Here is a 16156-nt window from a genome sequence, read left to right on the forward strand (position 1 = left end):
GGTCAGCGTTCCCCGAACGTGCGGCGGAGCTGGAGGCGGACGTCGCGGACCGCGTCCCGCATGGTGCGGCGCACGGCGCGGACGGGGTCGCCCACGGTCACCCGCCACGTCGCGCGGACGCCGCGTCCGAGGGGGCGGAGCACGGCCGTGCCGACCCAGCGCGCAGGTGCGACGACCAGGACCCGCACGGGGACGACGACGAACGTCCGCCACAGCCAGCCCAGCAGGCGCGCCGCAAGCCGCCATGCCCCTCTGGCGCCCGCGAGGACGGGAGACAGGAGGTACCGCCAGACCGTCCGCGCCGGGACGACGATCAGGACGTGGGCCAGCCAGCCGAGGAACCGTCCGAGCTGCCGCCACGACCAGCCGATGCCCGCTCCCAGCGCGCGGGCGAACGCGCCGAGCCCGCGCAGCGCCGGCCGCAGGACGTACCGCCACAGGAACGACGCGGGCAGGACGACGAGCACACCGAACACGAGCGCGATCCCGGCGAAGAGGAACCCGAGCCCGCGGCCGGTAATGGCCAGCAGCCACCGGAGCGGCCGGAAAATCAGGAAACCCGCGAGGCGGCCGAGGCCGCGTCCGACGAGTGCCAGGAACGTTCCGATCGGGACGAGCAGCACGCGGTGGATCCAGCGGGCGAGGCGTCCCGTGCCGCGTCCGGACCAGCGCAGGAAACCGAGGACCACGACGACGGCCAGCCACCGCACCGGCCGGACGACCAGCAGCGACAGGACCGCGCCGAGCCCGCGCAGCACCGCGCCGAGCAGGCGCCCGACCGGGTTGAGCAGTCCGGTGCGGACACCCCGCGCGACCAGCCTGACCAGGTCGTAGACGACCCGCAGCGGCAGCACCACGATCAGCGCGACGATCCGCGCGGGCACCACGATCCAGGCGGGCCCGGCCGACGCGCGTTCCGGCGGCTCCTTGCTCAACGCGACCGGGTTCGTCGCGGACGACTCGTCGCCGATGCCCACCATTGCGCCCGCCTTTCTGAGGCCGCCCCACCGGCGTCGATGGAACGGATCATGCCTCTGACCCCGGCCGGGGCTGGGCGGTTCCGGGCGGTTGAACCCGTTCCGAGGGGATCACCGTACTGCTCCTCGATCAGGGAGAGCGGTGCGGCGGCTCGACCCGATCGGCGTGCGGGACCTGGAACCGGAGCCGGAACGCAGACGACATGGAGGACACCCACGATGAGATTCCCGCGCTGGGCGATACCCGCCGCGGCCGCCCTGACCGCGTCGGGGCTGGTGCTCACCGCGTGCGGGCAGGAGAACGCAGGCAAGCGCCAGAACGCCGCGGCCACGCGGACCCAGCCGCAGGCGGACCCTTCCGCCGATCCGTCCGAGTCGCCCGCTCCCGAGCCCGAACCCACGACGCTTGAGGTGGCGAGCATCACCAAGCTCGGCAAGGTCGTTACGGACGGGACCGGCATGACGCTCTACCGGTTCGACAACGACACGGCCCGTCCGCCCGCGTCCACCTGCGCGGCCGCCTGCGCGAAGGCGTGGCCGCCGGTAACGGCGGGCGGCGGCGACACGCAGGTGAAGGGCGTCGAGCAGTCGCTCGTCGGCAAGGTGAAGCGGGCGGACGGCCAGTGGCAGGTCACGCTCGGCGGCTGGCCCCTCTACCGCTTCGCCAAGGACAAGTCGCCCGGCGACGTGAAGGGCCAGGGCGTCGGCGGGACCTGGTTCGCCGCCGCCCCCACCGGCAAGAAGGCCGCCGCGGTGAAACCGGCCACGGACAACCGCTGGAAGGGCTGGACGATCGTCAAAGCCAGGAAGGACCCGAAGCTCGGCCTGATCCTCACCGATGGCCAGGGCCGGACGCTCTACCGCTTCGACAAGGACACCGACAAGCCGCCGACCACGAACTGCTTCGGCGCCTGCAAGAAGGCGTGGCCCCCGGCCGTCTTCACCGGCTGGAAGAAGCTCAAGCTGGAAGGCGTCCCGCGCGGCCTCGTCAACTTCATCGAGCGCAAGGACGACGGCAAGTGCCAGCTCACCGTCAACGGCTGGCCCATGTACTACTACGCGAAGGACGGACAGCCCGGTGACGTGAAGGGCCAGGGCGTCGGCGGCGTCTGGTGGGCCACCACACCGGCCGGCAAACGCGCCATGGGCACCGGCGGAGGCGGCGGCGGATACGGCGGAGGCTACTGACCGCCCACACAGGCGAAGGCGCGGAGGAGTCGCGGGTCGGTCGGGGTCCGCGAACCCTCCGCGCCTTCTTCTGTGTTCGCCGCGCCATTTCTGTCACGTCTGATCCGAGATCATTCAAAGGCTGAATCCATAAGCTCGACAAATCGCGGAAAACGCCATCGGCAAGATCAATAGTGGCCCGCGATAATTGGAACTCCCTGCGGCCGTAGCCGCTCCCGCCCTGAGCAGTGCGGTTTACTCGGACGGATTCGGGATACTCCCTGGTTTCCGAGTGATGCTTTGCCGGGACGGATGGGGCGGGTGGTCCGAGTGGGAGCGATGTCACCTACGGGTTCGTTTATGGTTGCCCATCACTCTCCGGAACTCGACAGTCACTCGAACCGGTGATCTGATGGGGATCGGAACCGCCACGGATGCGGCCCACCGGAGCGTCGCACCCGAGGTGGCGCTTTCGGGAGGTCCGATGGTGGAGTCGGCCGGGCGGAACAGGCGAACCACGCGGGGCGCGCGTCGGCGCGCCGGGCCCGGGCCGGTGGCCGCCGCTCTCGTTCTGCTGGCGAGTGGGCTTGTGGCGTGCGGCGGTGGGGGTGGTGTCCCCACGCTGAGCTGGTACATCAACCCGGACGACGGCGGTCAGGCCAAGCTCGCCGCCGCCTGCTCGAAGGCGTCCGGCGGCAGGTACAGGATCTCGACCTCGGTGCTGCCGCAGGACGCGACGCAGCAGCGTGAGCAGCTCATCCGGCGGCTGGCCGCCAAGGACTCCGGGATCGACATCATGAGCCTCGACCCGGTGTTCGTCGCCGAGGCCGCGAACGCCGGGTTCCTGCGGCCGTTCCCCGGGGAACAGGCGAAACAGTTCACCGACGGCGTCTTCCCGGCCGCCGTGGAGAACTCGACCTGGGACGGACGCCTCTACGCGGCGCCCTTCTGGGCGGGCACGCAGCTCCTCTGGTACCGCAAGTCCGTCGCGAAGAAGGCCGGTGTCGACCCGGCCGCGCCCGGCTTCACCTGGGACCAGATGATCGACGCGGCCGTCCGGACGGGCACCACGGTCGGCGTCCAGGGCAACAAGTACGAGGGCTACATGGTGTGGATCAACGCCCTCGTCGAGTCCGCGGGCGGGCAGATCATCGGCGCCGCGCAGAAGGGCGACGACGCCGCGATCGAGATCGGCTCCCCGGCCGGGAAGCAGGCCGCGACGATCGTCTCGAAGCTGGCGCGGTCGAAGGCGGCGAGCCCGAGCCTGTCCACCGACGACGAGGAGCGGGTCCGGTTCCTGCTGAACGGCTCGCGCGGCGGCTTCATGGTCAACTGGGGCTACGTCTGGCGGGCCGAGAAGGGCGACGCCGAGTCCGGGGTCATTCCGAAGACCATTCCGTCCGACCTCGGCTGGGCGCGATATCCGCGGGTGAGCGCGGGGCAGCCGAGCAAGCCGCCGTTCGGCGGGATCGAACTCGGCATCGGCGCGTACGGGAAACACAAGGACACGCTCGCCGTGGACGCCGTCAAGTGCCTCACGTCCACCCCGAACATGAAGCGGTACATGATCGACTCGGGTAACCCGGCGGCCCGCGCGGTCGTCTACGACGACCCGGAGATCAAGAAGGAGTTCCCGATGGCCGGGCTGATCAGGGACTCCGTCAACGCGGCGGCGCCGCGCCCGATCACGCCGTACTACGGGGACGTCTCCGGCGCCGTGCAGAGCCGGTGGCACCCGCCCGCGTCGGTGAACCCGGCCACGACGCCGGGCCGGTCCGCGACGTTCATCCGCCAGGTCCTGCACGACCAGGCGCTGCTCTGAAGGGACGTCCGATGACCGCAGTCGAGACCGCCCCGGCGGCCGGTCGGCGGGGGCGCGGGAGCCGCGCCGAGCTGTCCGACCGGAGCCGCGCCGAACGCAGGCTCGGGCTGATCCTGTCCGCGCCGGCCGTGCTGGTCATGCTGATCGTGACCGCGTATCCGCTGGTCAACGCGCTGTACCTGTCGCTGTTCCGGTACCGGATCACCGCGCCGGACGACCGCGAGTTCGTCGGCCTCGGCAACTATCGGACCGCGCTGACCGACTCGCTGTTCTGGCAGGACGTCCTCACCACGTTCCTGATCACGTTCGTCACCGTCGCGGTGGAGCTGGTGATCGGGTTCGCGCTGGCGATGGTGATGCACCGGGCGCTGGTCGCGCGGCGCACCGTCCGCACCGCGATCCTGCTGCCGTACGGGATCGTCACCGTCATCTCCGCTTTCGCGTGGCGGTACGCGTTCGACCTCCAGTCCGGATTCGTGAACTCGTGGTTCGGGCTCGGCGACTACGCCTGGTTCGCCGGACGCTGGTCGTCGCTCTTCGTGATCGTCCTGTCGGAGATCTGGAAGACGACGCCGTTCGTGTCGCTGCTGCTGCTCGCCGGACTGGCGCAGGTGCCGCGCGACCTCGGCGAGGCGGCGACGGTGGACGGCGCGACCGCCTGGCAGCGGCTCCGCCGGGTCACCATTCCGAACATGAAGGCCGCCATTCTCGTCGCGGTCCTGTTCCGCACACTGGACGCCTGGCGCATTTTCGACAACGTGTTCGTGATGACGTCCGGGCAGAACCAGACCGAGACGCTGTCGTTCCTGACCTACCGGCAGACGATCACCCGCACCGCCATCGGGCTCGGGGACGCCGTCGGGGTGCTGCTGTTCCTGTCCGTGGTGCTGATCGCGGTCGTGTTCATCCGGGGGTTCCGCGTGGACCTTTCTCAGGTGAAGGGCGAGAAGTGATGGAGAGCGCGCGTTCCAAATGGCTGTGGGGTGTCGCGTCCCTGCTCATCCTCGTCTGGACGGTCTTCCCGATCCTCTGGATCGTGATGCTGTCGTTCAAGCAGCCGGGCGAGGTGGGCAACAAGAAGGGCTTCCTCCCCGCCGACTGGACCTGGACGAATTACGAGACGGTGTTCAAGACCGACCTCTTCACGTCCGCGCTGATCAATTCGATCGGCATCTCGCTGATAGCGACGTTCGTGGGCGTCGTGTTCGCGACGCTCGTCGCGTACGCGATCGCCCGGCTGGACTTCCCCGGCAAGAAGCTGATCCTGTCGTTCGCGCTGGCGATCGCGATGTTCCCGGTGGTGTCGCTCGTCGGCCCGCTGTTCAATCTGTGGCGCGACATCGGGCTTTACGACACGTGGCCCGGCCTGATCATCCCGTACATCTCCTTCGCGCTGCCGCTCGCGATCTGGACGCTGTCGGCGTTCTTCCGCGAGATCCCGTGGGAAATGGAGCAGGCCGCGCAGGTGGACGGCGCGACGACCTGGCAGGCGTTCCGCAAGGTGATCGTCCCGCTGGCCGCGCCCGGCGTGTTCACCGCCGCGATCCTGACGTTCTTCTTCTGCTGGAACGACTTCGTCTTCGGAATCTCGCTGACCTCGTCGGACGCGGCGCGTCCCGTCCCGGCGGCGCTCGCCTTCTTCACCGGCGCGTCGCAGTTCGAGCAGCCGACCACCGCCATCTGCGCGGCGGCGGTCGTCGTGACCATTCCGGTCGTCGTCATCGTCCTGGCGTTCCAGCGCCGCATCGTGGCCGGGCTGACGTCCGGCGCCGTCAAGGGCTGAAAGGGAGCCTGGCATGGCCGCCATCACCATGAAGAAGATCGTCAAGCGGTACGGCGACGGGTTCCCGGCCGTGAACGAGGTGTCCCTGGACGTGCGGGACGGCGAGTTCATGATCCTGGTCGGCCCGTCCGGCTGCGGGAAGTCGACGCTGCTGCGCATGATCGTCGGGCTGGAGGACATCACGTCCGGCGAGATGCTCATCGGCGGAAAGGTCGTCAACAAGGTCGCGCCCCGGCAGCGGAACCTGTCGATGGTGTTCCAGAACTACGCGCTGTATCCGCACCTCACAGTGTTCGAGAACATCGCCTTTCCGCTGCGGCTCGCCAAGACGCCGGACGACGAGGTGCAACGCCGCGTCAAGGAGACCGCAGAACTGCTGGAACTGACCGAGCACCTCGACCGCAAGCCCGCGAACCTTTCCGGCGGGCAGCGGCAGCGGGTCGCGATGGGGCGCGCGATCGTCCGGCAGGCGGACGCCTTTCTGTTCGACGAGCCGCTGTCCAACCTGGACGCGAAACTGCGCGGCCAGATGCGCACCGAGATTTCGCGCTTGCAGCGGCGGCTCGGCGTCACGACCGTTTACGTCACGCACGACCAGACCGAGGCGATGACGCTGGGCGACCGGGTCGCGGTGCTGCGCAAGGGCGTCCTGCAACAGGTCGGGAGCCCGCGCGAGCTGTACGAGGAGCCGGTGAACCTTTTCGTCGCCGGGTTCATCGGGTCGCCGTCGATGAACTTCCTGCCCGCGTCGGTCGACGGCGCGTCCCTCGACACCCCGCTCGGACGCTTCGAACTGCGCGACGACCGGAAGGCCGCGGCGCTCGGCGGGCGCGAGGTGGTGCTCGTCGGCGTCCGTCCGGAGCATTTCGAGGACGCTTCGCTCATCAGCGAGGAGAAGAAGGCGAAAGGCGCCACCGTGCACGCCCGGGTGGACGTGACCGAATGGCTCGGCAACGAGCAGTACGCCTACGTCCCGTACGAGGCGCCCGCCGATTTGTCCGCGCAACTCCGCGACCTGTCCCGTGAGTTGGACGGCGACCAGCTCCGCACACAGGCCATCGTCGCGCTGGACGCGGCCAGCACCATCAAGCCGGGCGGCGAGTCGGAACTGTGGATCGACACGGCGAAGGTGCACCTCTTCGATCCGGCCACGGGCGAGAACCTCACCCGCGACGAGGAACACGTCGCCCGGCTCACCCGGCTCACCGACGAATCGCGCGACGCGCACCGAAAAGCGCAACGCGGCGACTGACGCCCTCGGGCCGGGCACGCCAATCCCCGCCCGGGTTTTGACGCATCCAGAACGGGTCCTCTGACAAAACCAGTTGATGCCTCTGAGAGCATCGGAGGCATGTATGAGAGCTTCGCCCACGAGTACGCCGACCACGCCGAGGACAGCTCCTACAACGCCCTCTACGACCGTCCCGCGGTGCTCGGCCTGGCCGGGGACGTCGCCGGGCTCGCCGTGTTCGACGCGGCCTGCGGACCCGGCCTGTACGCCCGCGAGCTGCTGGAACGCGGCGCGCGCGTCACCGGCTGCGACGCGAGCCCCACGTTCGTCCGGATGGCCGACGACCGCTGCGGCGGCCGCGCCGACCTGCGCGTCCACGACCTTTCGGAACCGCTGGACTGGGTGCCGGACGGCACGGCCGATCTCGTCGTGTGCGCTCTCGCTCTCCATTACATCGACGACCGGGTGGCCCTGCTCCGCGAATTCCGGCGGATTCTGCGGCCGTCCGGCGCGGTCGTCCTTTCGACCGAGCATCCGACGACCGGCTGGCTCCGGCTCGGCGGCTCCTATTTCACCGAGGAACCGGTGGAGGAGTCGCTGAGCCCCGAGCGGGAATGGCCGATCCGGGCGTGGCGGCGCCCGCTGACCGCGATCTGCGCGGAGTTCCGGTCGGCCGGGTTCCTCATCGACGAACTGCTGGAGCCCCGGCCCCTCCCGGAAATGGCCGAGCGCTTTCCGGACGACCACGCGAAACTGGAGGAACTCCCGGCCTTCATCGCGTTCCGGCTCGTCCCGGCCCCGCCGCGTTGAATCAGGCGTCGGCGAATCAGGCGTCGGCGTATCGGGTGGGGGGCACGCCGACGGTGGCGGTGAAGTCGCGGGTCAGGTGGGCCTGGTCGAAATAGCCGAGGTCGTCCGCCAGCGCCGCCCAGTCGAGGCGGACGCCCTGGTCGGCGCGGGCCGCGGCCTCGTGCAGCCGGGCCCGGCGCAGCACCCATTTCGGGCTCGCGCCGACGTATTCGGCGAACAGCCGCTGCAACGTCCGGGCCGACACGTGCAGCGCCTCCGCCGCCTGGTCGACGCGGAAGAGGGCCGGGTCAGCGGTGATCGCCGCGACCATGTCCGCCACCTGCTCGGCGACGGGATCGGGCTCGGGAAGGCCGTCCCGCAGGAACTCCTCGACCGTTTCCACCATCGCGTCGAGGTCGTCGCCGCGCAGGACGGCGCGGGAGAGGTCGTCCACCCGCGAGCCGAAAACCTCGGCGGCGGGAATCCGGCGGTCGGCGAGATCGATCACCGGCCCCGGCGCGAACGGCCGGAAACAGCCGGGCCGAAATTTGACCCCCAGGACATGCCCGCGTCCCTCGAGCCGCCGGACGAACAGACTCCGATCCACCCCGTACACCAGCGGTCCCGGCTCCTCGAAAACGAGATGGACGTTCGGATGCGACAGCACCTTCGTCTCGTACGGCTCCACGACGCTCCACCGGACATGCCAGTAGAACTCCACGAACCCCGCCAGGGCCGGGCCGGGCGGACGCCGGTCGAGCTTCGCGATGGTCGCGTGCTCGCGCGGGTACAGCACGCCGCGTCCGAAATCGACCATCTGACCAGGGTACTTGGCGCGTTTCTCCAAGAAGCCGCCCCTGTTGCGTCCGTAGCGTGAGACCCATGAACGACCAGCACGCTCACCTGAAGGAGTGCGCCGCCGAGGCCGCTCGCGTCGCCCACGCCGTCCCGCGAGAGCGGCTGGACGCCCCGACCCCGTGCGCCCAGTTCGACCTCCGCGAACTGGTCAACCACCTGGTCCTCTACACCGGGCACGGGCTGGAGCACCGCGCGCTGCGCACCGAGATCCCCGACGAGCTGAACTCGCGCGACTTCACCGCCGACGCCGCCTGGCCGCAGCAGTACGCGGCCCAGCTCGACCGCGCGGTGGCCGCCTGGGCCGACCCGGCCGTGTGGGAGGGCGACGTCAACGGCACCCCGGCCGCCGACGTCGCCGCCATGATGATCATGGAGCTGGCCCTGCACGGCTGGGACGTCGCGACCACCGTCGGCGAGGAGTACCGCCTCTCGCCCGAGACCGGCGAATTCGTCCTGGGCATCGTCGAGAAATACGCCGGCATGTACCGGCAGTACGACGGTTTCGCCGCCCCGGCGCCCGTCCCGGACGGCGCCTCGGCCTTCGCCCGCGCCGTAGCCGCCTCCGGCCGCCGCGCCTGACCCGATATCCACTCGCCCGCCACGCCGTCCGGCGGTTACGGTCCGCCTCATGACGACCGAACCGCCGGACACGCTGACCGCGCCGCGCGAACTACTGCTCGGCTACCTCGACTACTACCGCGCCGCCCTGCTGCGCAAGCTCGACGGAATGCCCGACGCCGACCTGCGCACCAGCCGGCTCCCGTCCGGCTGGACGCCCCTCGGCCTGCTGAAACACCTCGCGTTCGTGGAACGCCGCTGGTTTCGCTGGGGCTTCGCCGCCGAGCGGGTGGACGAGATCTGGGGCGAGCAACGCCCCGGCTCGTCCGCCTGGCACGCGGACGAATCCGACACCCTGGAGAGCCTCCAAGCCCTCTTCCTGGACGAATGCGCCCGCTCCCGAGCGATCGTCGCCTCCGCCGACCTCCAGGACACGGCCCGCACCGGCGGCGCCTTCAACCCGCCCGACCACCACCCGGCCCTGATCTGGATCCTCTTCCACGTCCTCCAGGAATACGCCCGCCACCTAGGCCACCTGGACATAGTCCGCGAACTAACCGACACCACAACCGGCGAATAACCACCCAGATTTGGGTGTGGTGCTTTACCCGGGGGTCAGGTCAGTTTTTTCAGGAGGAGTTCGAATTCCAGGTCGTCGCGCTTGGGGCGGCCGAAGCGGTCGTCGCCGTAGGGGAACGGGGACAGTTGGCCTGTGCGGATGTAGCCGCGGCGGACGTACCAGGCGATCAGTTCCGTGCGGGCGTTGATCACCGTCATGTGCATCTCGGTCGCGTCCCACTCGTCGCGGGCCAGGCGCTCGGCCTCCGCCAGCAGGGATCTGCCGATGCCGCCGCCCTGCAAGCCGGGACGGACGGCGAACATCCCGAAGTAGGCGTGGTCCTCGCGCCTTTCGAGCTGGCAGCAGGCGTTCAGGACGCCGTCCGCCTCGGCGACGAGCACCACGCCCGAAGGGGCGGCGACGGCGGCCGCGACCATCTCGGGGTCGGTGCGCTGGCCGTCCAGGAGGTCGGCCTCGGTGGTCCACCCGGCGCGGCTGGAGTCGCCCCGGTACGCGGACTCGACGAGGGCGACGAGGGCGGGCACGTCCGAGGCGGTCGCGGTCCGGAATGCGGGCTTTACTGCGTCCATTTCCCCGAACCTAGCGCAGCCCCGGTCACGCACCGGCGGGCGGCGGGGTCCAGCGTCCGACCCCGCCGCTTCGTCACCGCGGTCAGCGGGCCGGGAGGACGCGGCCCGTGACCTCGCCGAACCCGATACGGGCTCCGGACGGGCCGGGCGCCGTCGCGCCGATGGCGACCTCGTCGCCGTCCTCCAGGAACGTGCGCTGCTGGCCGTTGACCTCGATGGGCTCCTTGCCGCCCCAGGTGAGTTCGATGAACGCGCCGCGCTGGTCCTTGGCGGGGCCGGAGACCGTCCCGGACGCGAACAGGTCGCCGGTACGGGACGTGGCGCCGTTCACCGTCATGTGCGCCAGCATCTGCGCAGGCGACCAGTACATCTCCCTGTAGGGCGGACGGGAGACGACCTGCCCGTTCCAGGAAACGGTCAGTTCCAGGTCGAGCCCCCACGGGTTCTTCTCGCGCAGGTACGGAAGCGGCTCCGGGTCCTGCGGCGGGGTCGCGACACGGGCCGCTTCCAAGGCGAGCAGGGGAACGACCCAAGGGGACACGGACGTCGCGAAGCTCTTCCCTAGGAACGGCCCAAGCGGCACGTACTCCCACGCCTGGATGTCACGGGCCGACCAGTCGTTGACGAGCACGACACCGAAAACACGCTCGTCGAAGTCGTCCGCGCTGACCGGGGTGCCGAAAGTCGAACCGGTGCCGACGACGAACCCGACCTCCGCCTCGATGTCGAGACGGCGGCTGGGCCCGAACGTGGGCGCGGTGTCGGACGGTGCCTTGCGCTGCCCGCTCGGGCGGACGATGTCCGTCCCGGACGGGACGACCGTCCCGGCACGCCCGTGGTAACCGACCGGGAGGTGCTTCCAGTTCGGCATCAGCGGCTCGGAGTCGGGACGGAACAATCGTCCAAGGTTCGATGCGTGGTGCTCGGACGCATAGAAGTCGACGTAGTCGGCTACCTCGAACGGCATGTGCAGGGCAACCGCGTCCACCGGGTGGACGGCCGCGTCGGGTACGTCGTCCGAGACGAGGTCGAGTACCTGTTCGCGCACCTCCACCCACCGGGTGTGGCCCTGTTCCATGAAGGGGTTGAGGGACGGCGCGGCGAACACGTCGTCCAGGACGGTGAGGTCGACAACGGAGTCCCCTACGCGGACGCCCACGCGCGGGACGGCGGCGCCCGGCGCGGAGAACACGCCGTAGGGGAGGTTGGCGAGTCCGAAGAGGGAGTCCTCCGGGATCGCTATTCGGGTCATCAGGCGGTCTCCTGGAGGGCGGACGCGATGAGTCCCAGGTCCGCGAGTTCGGTCAGGGGGTCGGTGATGCTGCACGTGCCGAACGACAGGAAGCGGGCGCGGACGGCGGCCGTCCGGTCGTCGCCGAGCGCGGCGACGCGGGACGCCACGGCCCGCGCGTCGCGGTCGGCGAGGATCGCGGCGAGGTCGCCGCTCGGCCGACCGATGATCGCCGCGTCGGTCGCGAGCAGCAGGTTGAGGAATCCGTGCTGGTGGAAGCCGGTCTCCGGGTCGGTGTTGCGGACGGGGTGGTGCAGCCCGGCCGTCGCCTTGAACGGGACGCCCGCGTCCACCGCCGCCTTGATCGCGGCGGCCAGCTCGTCCGGGCCGGGGTACAGGTGGGCCTTCACGCCGCCGGTGCGGAACTTCGCGCGGTGCCCGAGCGCGGCGACGGCGGCGATGATCGACGGGCGGCGGTCGTCCCGCGGCACCTCGACGAAGAGCGGGGCCTCGACGTCGCCGAGCAGGCGGAAGAACTCGTCCGCCTCCATTCCGGCGGGGACGGCGACCTCCAGGCCGCGGACGTCCACCGGCAGCTCGGCGGCGGCCGCGAGGGCCTTCGCCGCCTCGCACGGGCCGCCGGGCGCGGTGAGCGACACGTCCAGCGGGTCGCCGTGCAGCAGCGGGTACAGGTCGTCGAGGGCGCTCGCCGGGAGGACGAGCGGGCCGACGATCGCGGCGTAGGGGGCGGCGCGGTGCGCGCGGTGGGCGGGGACGGCGTCGGCGAGCGGAGCGAGACCGGGTGGGAACACGGCCGCGTCATCGCACAGGCCGACGGCGAAAGCGGGAACGTTCACTTCTGCCGCCTCGCCCACGTCCAGGCGTACGCCTCGTCCTCGGAGGCGAGCCCGCCCTCACCCAGTTCGAGCGGATGGAACGTGTCCACCATGACGGCCAGTTCGTCGAAGAACTCGGCGCCGATGCTGCGTTCGTACGCGCCGGGCTGCGGCCCGTGGGCGAGCCCACCGGGATGGACGGAAACGGACCCCTGACCTATGCCGGAGCCTTTTCGCGCCTCGTAGTTGCCGCCGCAGTAGAACATGATTTCGTCGGAGTCGACATTGGAGTGGTAGTAGGGCACCGGAATGGACAGCGGGTGGTAGTCCACCTTGCGTGGGACGAAGTTGCACACCACGAAGTTGTGCCCCTCGAACACCTGGTGCACGGGCGGCGGTTGGTGCACGCGCCCGGTGATGGGCTCGAAGTCGTGGACGCTGAACGTGAACGGGTACAGGCAGCCGTCCCAGCCGACGACGTCGAACGGGTGCCGCGCGTAGGTCATCCGGGTTCCGGTGACGCCGCGTGAACCACGGTGCTTGACCAGGACGTCGACATCGGTCTCGTCTGACTGGAGCGGCTCGTCCGGTCCGTGGAGGTCGCGCTCACAGTAGGGGGCGTTCTCCAAGAACTGCCCGTAGCGGGACAGGTAGCGCTTGGGCGGCGCGATGTGTCCGGTCGCCTCGATCGCGTAGGCGCGCAGCGGCTCGTCGCCGGTGGGCAGCCAGCGGTGCGTGGTGGACGTCGGGATGACGACGTAGTCGCCTTGCTTCGCTTCGATCGTCCCGAAGACGGTCTCGACCGTGGCCGTGCCTGACTCGACGTACACGATCTCGTCGCCGGTCGCGTTCCGGTAGAGCGGCGACTCCTTGGCGGACACCACGTACGAGATACGGACATCGTTGTTGGCGAGGATGACCCGGCGGCCGGTGACGACATCTGTCTCGTCCCAAGTCTCCTTGGGGAACAGTTCGTGCAGCTTGAGGTGACGGGGCCGGAGTGGATGATTCGGCGTCGTCGTCACGTCCGGGACGTCCCACGCCTGCGAGTCGACGATCGCGGACGGGATCTCCCGGTGGTAGAGCAGCGACGAATCGGACGAGAAGCCCTCCTCGCCCATCAGTTCCTCGAAGTAGAGCCGCCCCTCGCCGTCCCTGTGCTGGGTGTGGCGTTTCGGCGGCACGTGGCCGACCCGGCGGTAGTGGGCCATGGTCCATCGCCTCCGATGATTAACGCATTAACTACTTTGGTGTCGACACTACGACTGTTCTTCCGTCCAGGGAAGGCCCTAACCAGAGGGCGGTTCGGGCTGGGTGGGCGGTGGGAGCGGGTCAGCTTCGTTCGCGGACGTCGAACTCGTGCCGCCCCTCGATGAGCTTGTCGAGCAGCATGATGAGCATCCGCTGCTCGGTCTCGGTCAGGACGTCCGCCCACTGCCGCTCGCGTTCGTGCTGGTCGGCGAAGATGTCGAGCATCGCCCGCTCGCCGCGCGGGGTCAGCGACAGCAGGACGGAGCGGCCGTCGCGCCCGCCCGGGGCGCGGGTCAGCATCTCGTCCGCGACCAGCGTCTTCGCGAGGTTCGAGACGGCGGCGCGGCTCATCCCGGCGAGCGTCGCGGCGCGGCCCGGCTCCAGCGGCCCGGCGAGCCAGGTGACGAACAGCAGCCGGAACGCCGACCACGAGTGCCCGCGCGGCCGGTGCACCGTGGACTCCAGGTCGTAGGTCACGATCGCCGAGGCCCGGTTGAGGGTCAGCAGCAGCCGGGTCGCGAGCCGGTGCGGGAAGCCGAACTCCCCGGCGAGCCTGCGTCCGGCCAGGTCGACGAACGACCAGAAGTCGAGCTCGTCGTCCGTTGGGGCGGTCATCGCGGGCCTCCTCGGGTGGTACATGGTTTGACTATTTAACCCGGGTGGGGCGCGGGTGTCAGCGGTCGATCATCGGGCATCGTCCCGGTGCGGGGCAGCCGAGGGGGTTCGGCGGGGACGATGGTTCGGCAGGGACGATGGTTCGGGGGGCACGATGGCGACCGTCGCCGACCAGTTCATCGAGGTGTTGCGGCAGGCGGGCGTCCGGCGCGTCTACGGGGTGGTGGGGGACAGCCTCAACCCGATCGTGGACGCCGTCCGCCGGACCGGCGGCATCGAGTGGGTGCACGTCCGCAACGAGGAGGCGGGCGCGTTCGCGGCGGCGGCCGAGGCGCAGACCACCGGGCGGCTCGCCGTCTGCGCCGGGAGCTGCGGCCCCGGGAACACGCACCTGATCCAGGGCCTCTACGACGCGCACCGGTCGGGCGCGCCGGTGCTGGCGCTGGCGTCGCAGATCCCGAGCACGCAGATCGGCAGCGGCTATTTCCAGGAGACGCATCCCGAACGCCTTTTCGTCGATTGCAGCCATTATTGCGAGGCGATCGGCACTCCGGCGCAGATGCCGCGCATTCTGCGGACCGCGATCCAGCACGCGGTGGGGCTCGGCGGAGTCGCCGTCCTGACGCTGCCCGGCGACACGGCCAGCCAGGACGCCGTGGCGCCCACCGGGGAGCATGACTTCCTGGTCCGGAAGGGGATCGTGCGGCCGCCGTCCGACCAGGTGGAGCAGCTCGCCGGGGCGCTGAACCGGGCGCGCAAGGTGATGCTGTTCTGCGGCTCCGGCGTCCAGGACGCGCATTCCGCGGTGATGGAACTCGCGCACAAACTGCTGTCGCCGGTGGGGCACGCGCTGCGCGGCAAGGAATGGATCCAGTACGACAATCCGTACGACGTCGGCATGAGCGGACTGCTCGGCTACGGCGCGTGCTACGAGGCCATGCAGGCGGCCGACCTGGTCCTGCTCCTCGGCACGGATTTCCCGTACGACCAGTTCCTGCCGGGCAGGAACACCATTCAGATCGATGACGACCCGTCGAGGCTGGGCCGTCGCACGCCGCTGGACCTGGCCGTGCACGGCGACATCGGCGAAACACTGCGGCTGGTGCTCGACAAGGTCCAGCAGAAACAGGACCAGTCATACCTGGACGACATGCTGCACCGGCACGCCCGCGCGCTGGAGAACGTCGTCTCCGCCTATACGCGGGACATCGAGAAGCACATCCCGATCCACCCCGAATACGTCGCAAGCGTCCTGGACGACCTCGCCGCCGACGACGCGATATTCACCGTCGACACCGGAATGTGCAACGTCTGGGTCGCCCGCTACATCACGCCGAACGGGCGCCGCCGCGTGATGGGCTCGTTCGTCCACGGCTCCATGGCGAACGCCCTCCCGCACGCGATCGGCGCCCAGTACGGCGCGCCGGGCCGCCAGGTCATCTCCGTCTCCGGCGACGGCGGCCTCGGCATGCTGCTCGGCGAACTCCTCACGGTGAAACTGCACCGAGTCCCCGTGAAGATCATCGTTTTCAACAACGCTTCGCTCGGCATGGTGAAACTGGAAATGCTGGTGGACGGGTTCCCGTCCTACGAAACCGACCATGAGGCGGTCAACTTCGCCGCGATCGCCGAGGCGATGGGGATTGAGTCGTCCCGCGTGGAGAACCCGACCGACGTGCGCTCGGTGATGGAACGCGCCCTGTCCGCTCCCGGCCCGTACCTGCTGGACGTCGTGACCGACCCGAACGCCCTCTCAATGCCCCCGCACATCACTCCGCAACAGGTACGGGGCTTCGCTCTGGCGGCAGGCAAAACCGTTCTGACCGGTGGCGTAAGGAAAATGCTGGACCTGGCCCGGAGCAACCTCCGAAACATCCCCCGTCCCTGAT

General features: G+C 69.8%; 16 protein-coding genes. 9 read left to right on the plus strand and 7 right to left on the minus strand.

From position 1 onward, the window contains the following. Window positions 1-2: 2 nt before the first annotated feature. Window positions 3-980, minus strand: coding sequence for a hypothetical protein (locus FXF68_RS10650; protein WP_148758746.1), 978 nt, complete (start codon window positions 978-980; stop codon window positions 3-5). A 216-nt stretch (window positions 981-1196) separates the two neighbouring features. On the opposite strand from FXF68_RS10650, the gene FXF68_RS10655 reads away from it, so the two are divergent. From FXF68_RS10655 to FXF68_RS10680, 6 genes are all read left to right on the plus strand, one after another. Continuing rightward, window positions 1197-2165: a hypothetical protein gene (locus FXF68_RS10655; protein WP_148758747.1), complete on the plus strand. Its 969-nt coding sequence runs from the start codon at window positions 1197-1199 to the stop codon at window positions 2163-2165. Between the two features lie 568 nt (window positions 2166-2733). Then, complete coding sequence (locus tag FXF68_RS10660) at window positions 2734-3966, plus strand: extracellular solute-binding protein (protein WP_222869883.1); 1233 nt, start codon at window positions 2734-2736, stop codon at window positions 3964-3966. A gap of 11 nt (window positions 3967-3977) precedes the next feature. After that, a complete protein-coding gene (locus FXF68_RS10665; protein ID WP_148758749.1) occupies window positions 3978-4919 on the plus strand; it encodes a carbohydrate ABC transporter permease in 942 nt (313 codons plus the stop codon). Continuing rightward, window positions 4919-5749, plus strand: coding sequence for a carbohydrate ABC transporter permease (locus tag FXF68_RS10670; RefSeq protein ID WP_148758750.1), 831 nt, complete (start codon window positions 4919-4921; stop codon window positions 5747-5749). The genes FXF68_RS10665 and FXF68_RS10670 overlap by 1 nt, the downstream gene beginning before the upstream one ends. Before the next feature lie 13 nt (window positions 5750-5762). Continuing rightward, a complete protein-coding gene (locus tag FXF68_RS10675) occupies window positions 5763-7001 on the plus strand; it encodes an ABC transporter ATP-binding protein (protein WP_148758751.1) in 1239 nt (412 codons plus the stop codon). 99 nt (window positions 7002-7100) lie between these two features. Further along, a complete protein-coding gene (locus FXF68_RS10680; RefSeq protein ID WP_148758752.1) occupies window positions 7101-7790 on the plus strand; it encodes a class I SAM-dependent methyltransferase in 690 nt (229 codons plus the stop codon). Between the two features lie 16 nt (window positions 7791-7806). Here the strand turns inward: FXF68_RS10680 and FXF68_RS10685 are convergent, their stop codons facing one another. Beyond that, window positions 7807-8586, minus strand: a complete 780-nt coding sequence (locus tag FXF68_RS10685; protein WP_148758753.1) for a helix-turn-helix domain-containing protein — start codon at window positions 8584-8586, stop codon at window positions 7807-7809. Between the two features lie 65 nt (window positions 8587-8651). Between FXF68_RS10685 and FXF68_RS10690 the strand changes: the two genes are divergently transcribed. Together FXF68_RS10690 and FXF68_RS10695 are read left to right on the plus strand one after the other, a co-directional pair. Beyond that, a complete protein-coding gene (locus FXF68_RS10690) occupies window positions 8652-9206 on the plus strand; it encodes a TIGR03086 family metal-binding protein (protein ID WP_148758754.1) in 555 nt (184 codons plus the stop codon). A 49-nt stretch (window positions 9207-9255) separates the two neighbouring features. Then, entirely contained in the window at window positions 9256-9765 is a 510-nt protein-coding gene (locus FXF68_RS10695; protein ID WP_148758755.1) for a DinB family protein, read from the plus strand. A gap of 35 nt (window positions 9766-9800) precedes the next feature. Here FXF68_RS10695 and FXF68_RS10700 read toward each other — a convergent pair whose 3' ends face one another. From FXF68_RS10700 to FXF68_RS10720, 5 genes are all read right to left on the minus strand, one after another. Then, window positions 9801-10334 carry a GNAT family N-acetyltransferase gene (locus tag FXF68_RS10700; RefSeq protein WP_148758756.1) on the minus strand — a complete coding sequence of 178 codons (534 nt, stop codon included), beginning with the start codon at window positions 10332-10334 and terminating at the stop codon, window positions 9801-9803. 82 nt (window positions 10335-10416) lie between these two features. Then, window positions 10417-11586: a fumarylacetoacetase gene (gene fahA, locus FXF68_RS10705; protein ID WP_148758757.1), complete on the minus strand. Its 1170-nt coding sequence runs from the start codon at window positions 11584-11586 to the stop codon at window positions 10417-10419. Further along, on the minus strand, window positions 11586-12422 hold the full coding sequence (locus FXF68_RS10710) for a hypothetical protein (protein ID WP_148758758.1): 837 nt from the start codon (window positions 12420-12422) through the stop codon (window positions 11586-11588). The genes fahA and FXF68_RS10710 overlap by 1 nt, the downstream gene beginning before the upstream one ends. After that, window positions 12419-13612, minus strand: coding sequence for a homogentisate 1,2-dioxygenase (locus FXF68_RS10715; protein WP_148758759.1), 1194 nt, complete (start codon window positions 13610-13612; stop codon window positions 12419-12421). The genes FXF68_RS10710 and FXF68_RS10715 overlap by 4 nt, the downstream gene beginning before the upstream one ends. Before the next feature lie 121 nt (window positions 13613-13733). Then, complete coding sequence (locus tag FXF68_RS10720; protein WP_222869884.1) at window positions 13734-14267, minus strand: MarR family winged helix-turn-helix transcriptional regulator; 534 nt, start codon at window positions 14265-14267, stop codon at window positions 13734-13736. 154 nt (window positions 14268-14421) lie between these two features. On the opposite strand from FXF68_RS10720, the gene FXF68_RS10725 reads away from it, so the two are divergent. Continuing rightward, a complete protein-coding gene (locus FXF68_RS10725) occupies window positions 14422-16155 on the plus strand; it encodes a pyruvate dehydrogenase (protein ID WP_148758761.1) in 1734 nt (577 codons plus the stop codon). Window position 16156: the final 1 nt, after the last annotated feature.

It is taken from the genome of Actinomadura decatromicini, assembly GCF_008121305.1.
GTDB lineage: Bacteria > Actinomycetota > Actinomycetes > Streptosporangiales > Streptosporangiaceae > Spirillospora > Spirillospora syzygii.

Coding starts and splice junctions, on each gene's coding strand:
- FXF68_RS10685 (WP_148758753.1), bottom strand. CDS start 8,586: ATGGTCGATTTCGGACGCGGCGTGCTGTACCCGCGCGAGCACGCGACC.
- FXF68_RS10690 (WP_148758754.1), top strand. CDS start 8,652: ATGAACGACCAGCACGCTCACCTGAAGGAGTGCGCCGCCGAGGCCGCT.
- FXF68_RS10715 (WP_148758759.1), bottom strand. CDS start 13,612: ATGGCCCACTACCGCCGGGTCGGCCACGTGCCGCCGAAACGCCACACC.
- fahA (WP_148758757.1), bottom strand. CDS start 11,586: ATGACCCGAATAGCGATCCCGGAGGACTCCCTCTTCGGACTCGCCAAC.
- FXF68_RS10665 (WP_148758749.1), top strand. CDS start 3,978: ATGACCGCAGTCGAGACCGCCCCGGCGGCCGGTCGGCGGGGGCGCGGG.
- FXF68_RS10720 (WP_222869884.1), bottom strand. CDS start 14,267: ATGACCGCCCCAACGGACGACGAGCTCGACTTCTGGTCGTTCGTCGAC.
- FXF68_RS10655 (WP_148758747.1), top strand. CDS start 1,197: ATGAGATTCCCGCGCTGGGCGATACCCGCCGCGGCCGCCCTGACCGCG.
- FXF68_RS10700 (WP_148758756.1), bottom strand. CDS start 10,334: ATGGACGCAGTAAAGCCCGCATTCCGGACCGCGACCGCCTCGGACGTG.
- FXF68_RS10695 (WP_148758755.1), top strand. CDS start 9,256: ATGACGACCGAACCGCCGGACACGCTGACCGCGCCGCGCGAACTACTG.
- FXF68_RS10680 (WP_148758752.1), top strand. CDS start 7,101: ATGTATGAGAGCTTCGCCCACGAGTACGCCGACCACGCCGAGGACAGC.
- FXF68_RS10675 (WP_148758751.1), top strand. CDS start 5,763: ATGGCCGCCATCACCATGAAGAAGATCGTCAAGCGGTACGGCGACGGG.
- FXF68_RS10650 (WP_148758746.1), bottom strand. CDS start 980: ATGGTGGGCATCGGCGACGAGTCGTCCGCGACGAACCCGGTCGCGTTG.
- FXF68_RS10670 (WP_148758750.1), top strand. CDS start 4,919: ATGGAGAGCGCGCGTTCCAAATGGCTGTGGGGTGTCGCGTCCCTGCTC.
- FXF68_RS10725 (WP_148758761.1), top strand. CDS start 14,422: ATGGCGACCGTCGCCGACCAGTTCATCGAGGTGTTGCGGCAGGCGGGC.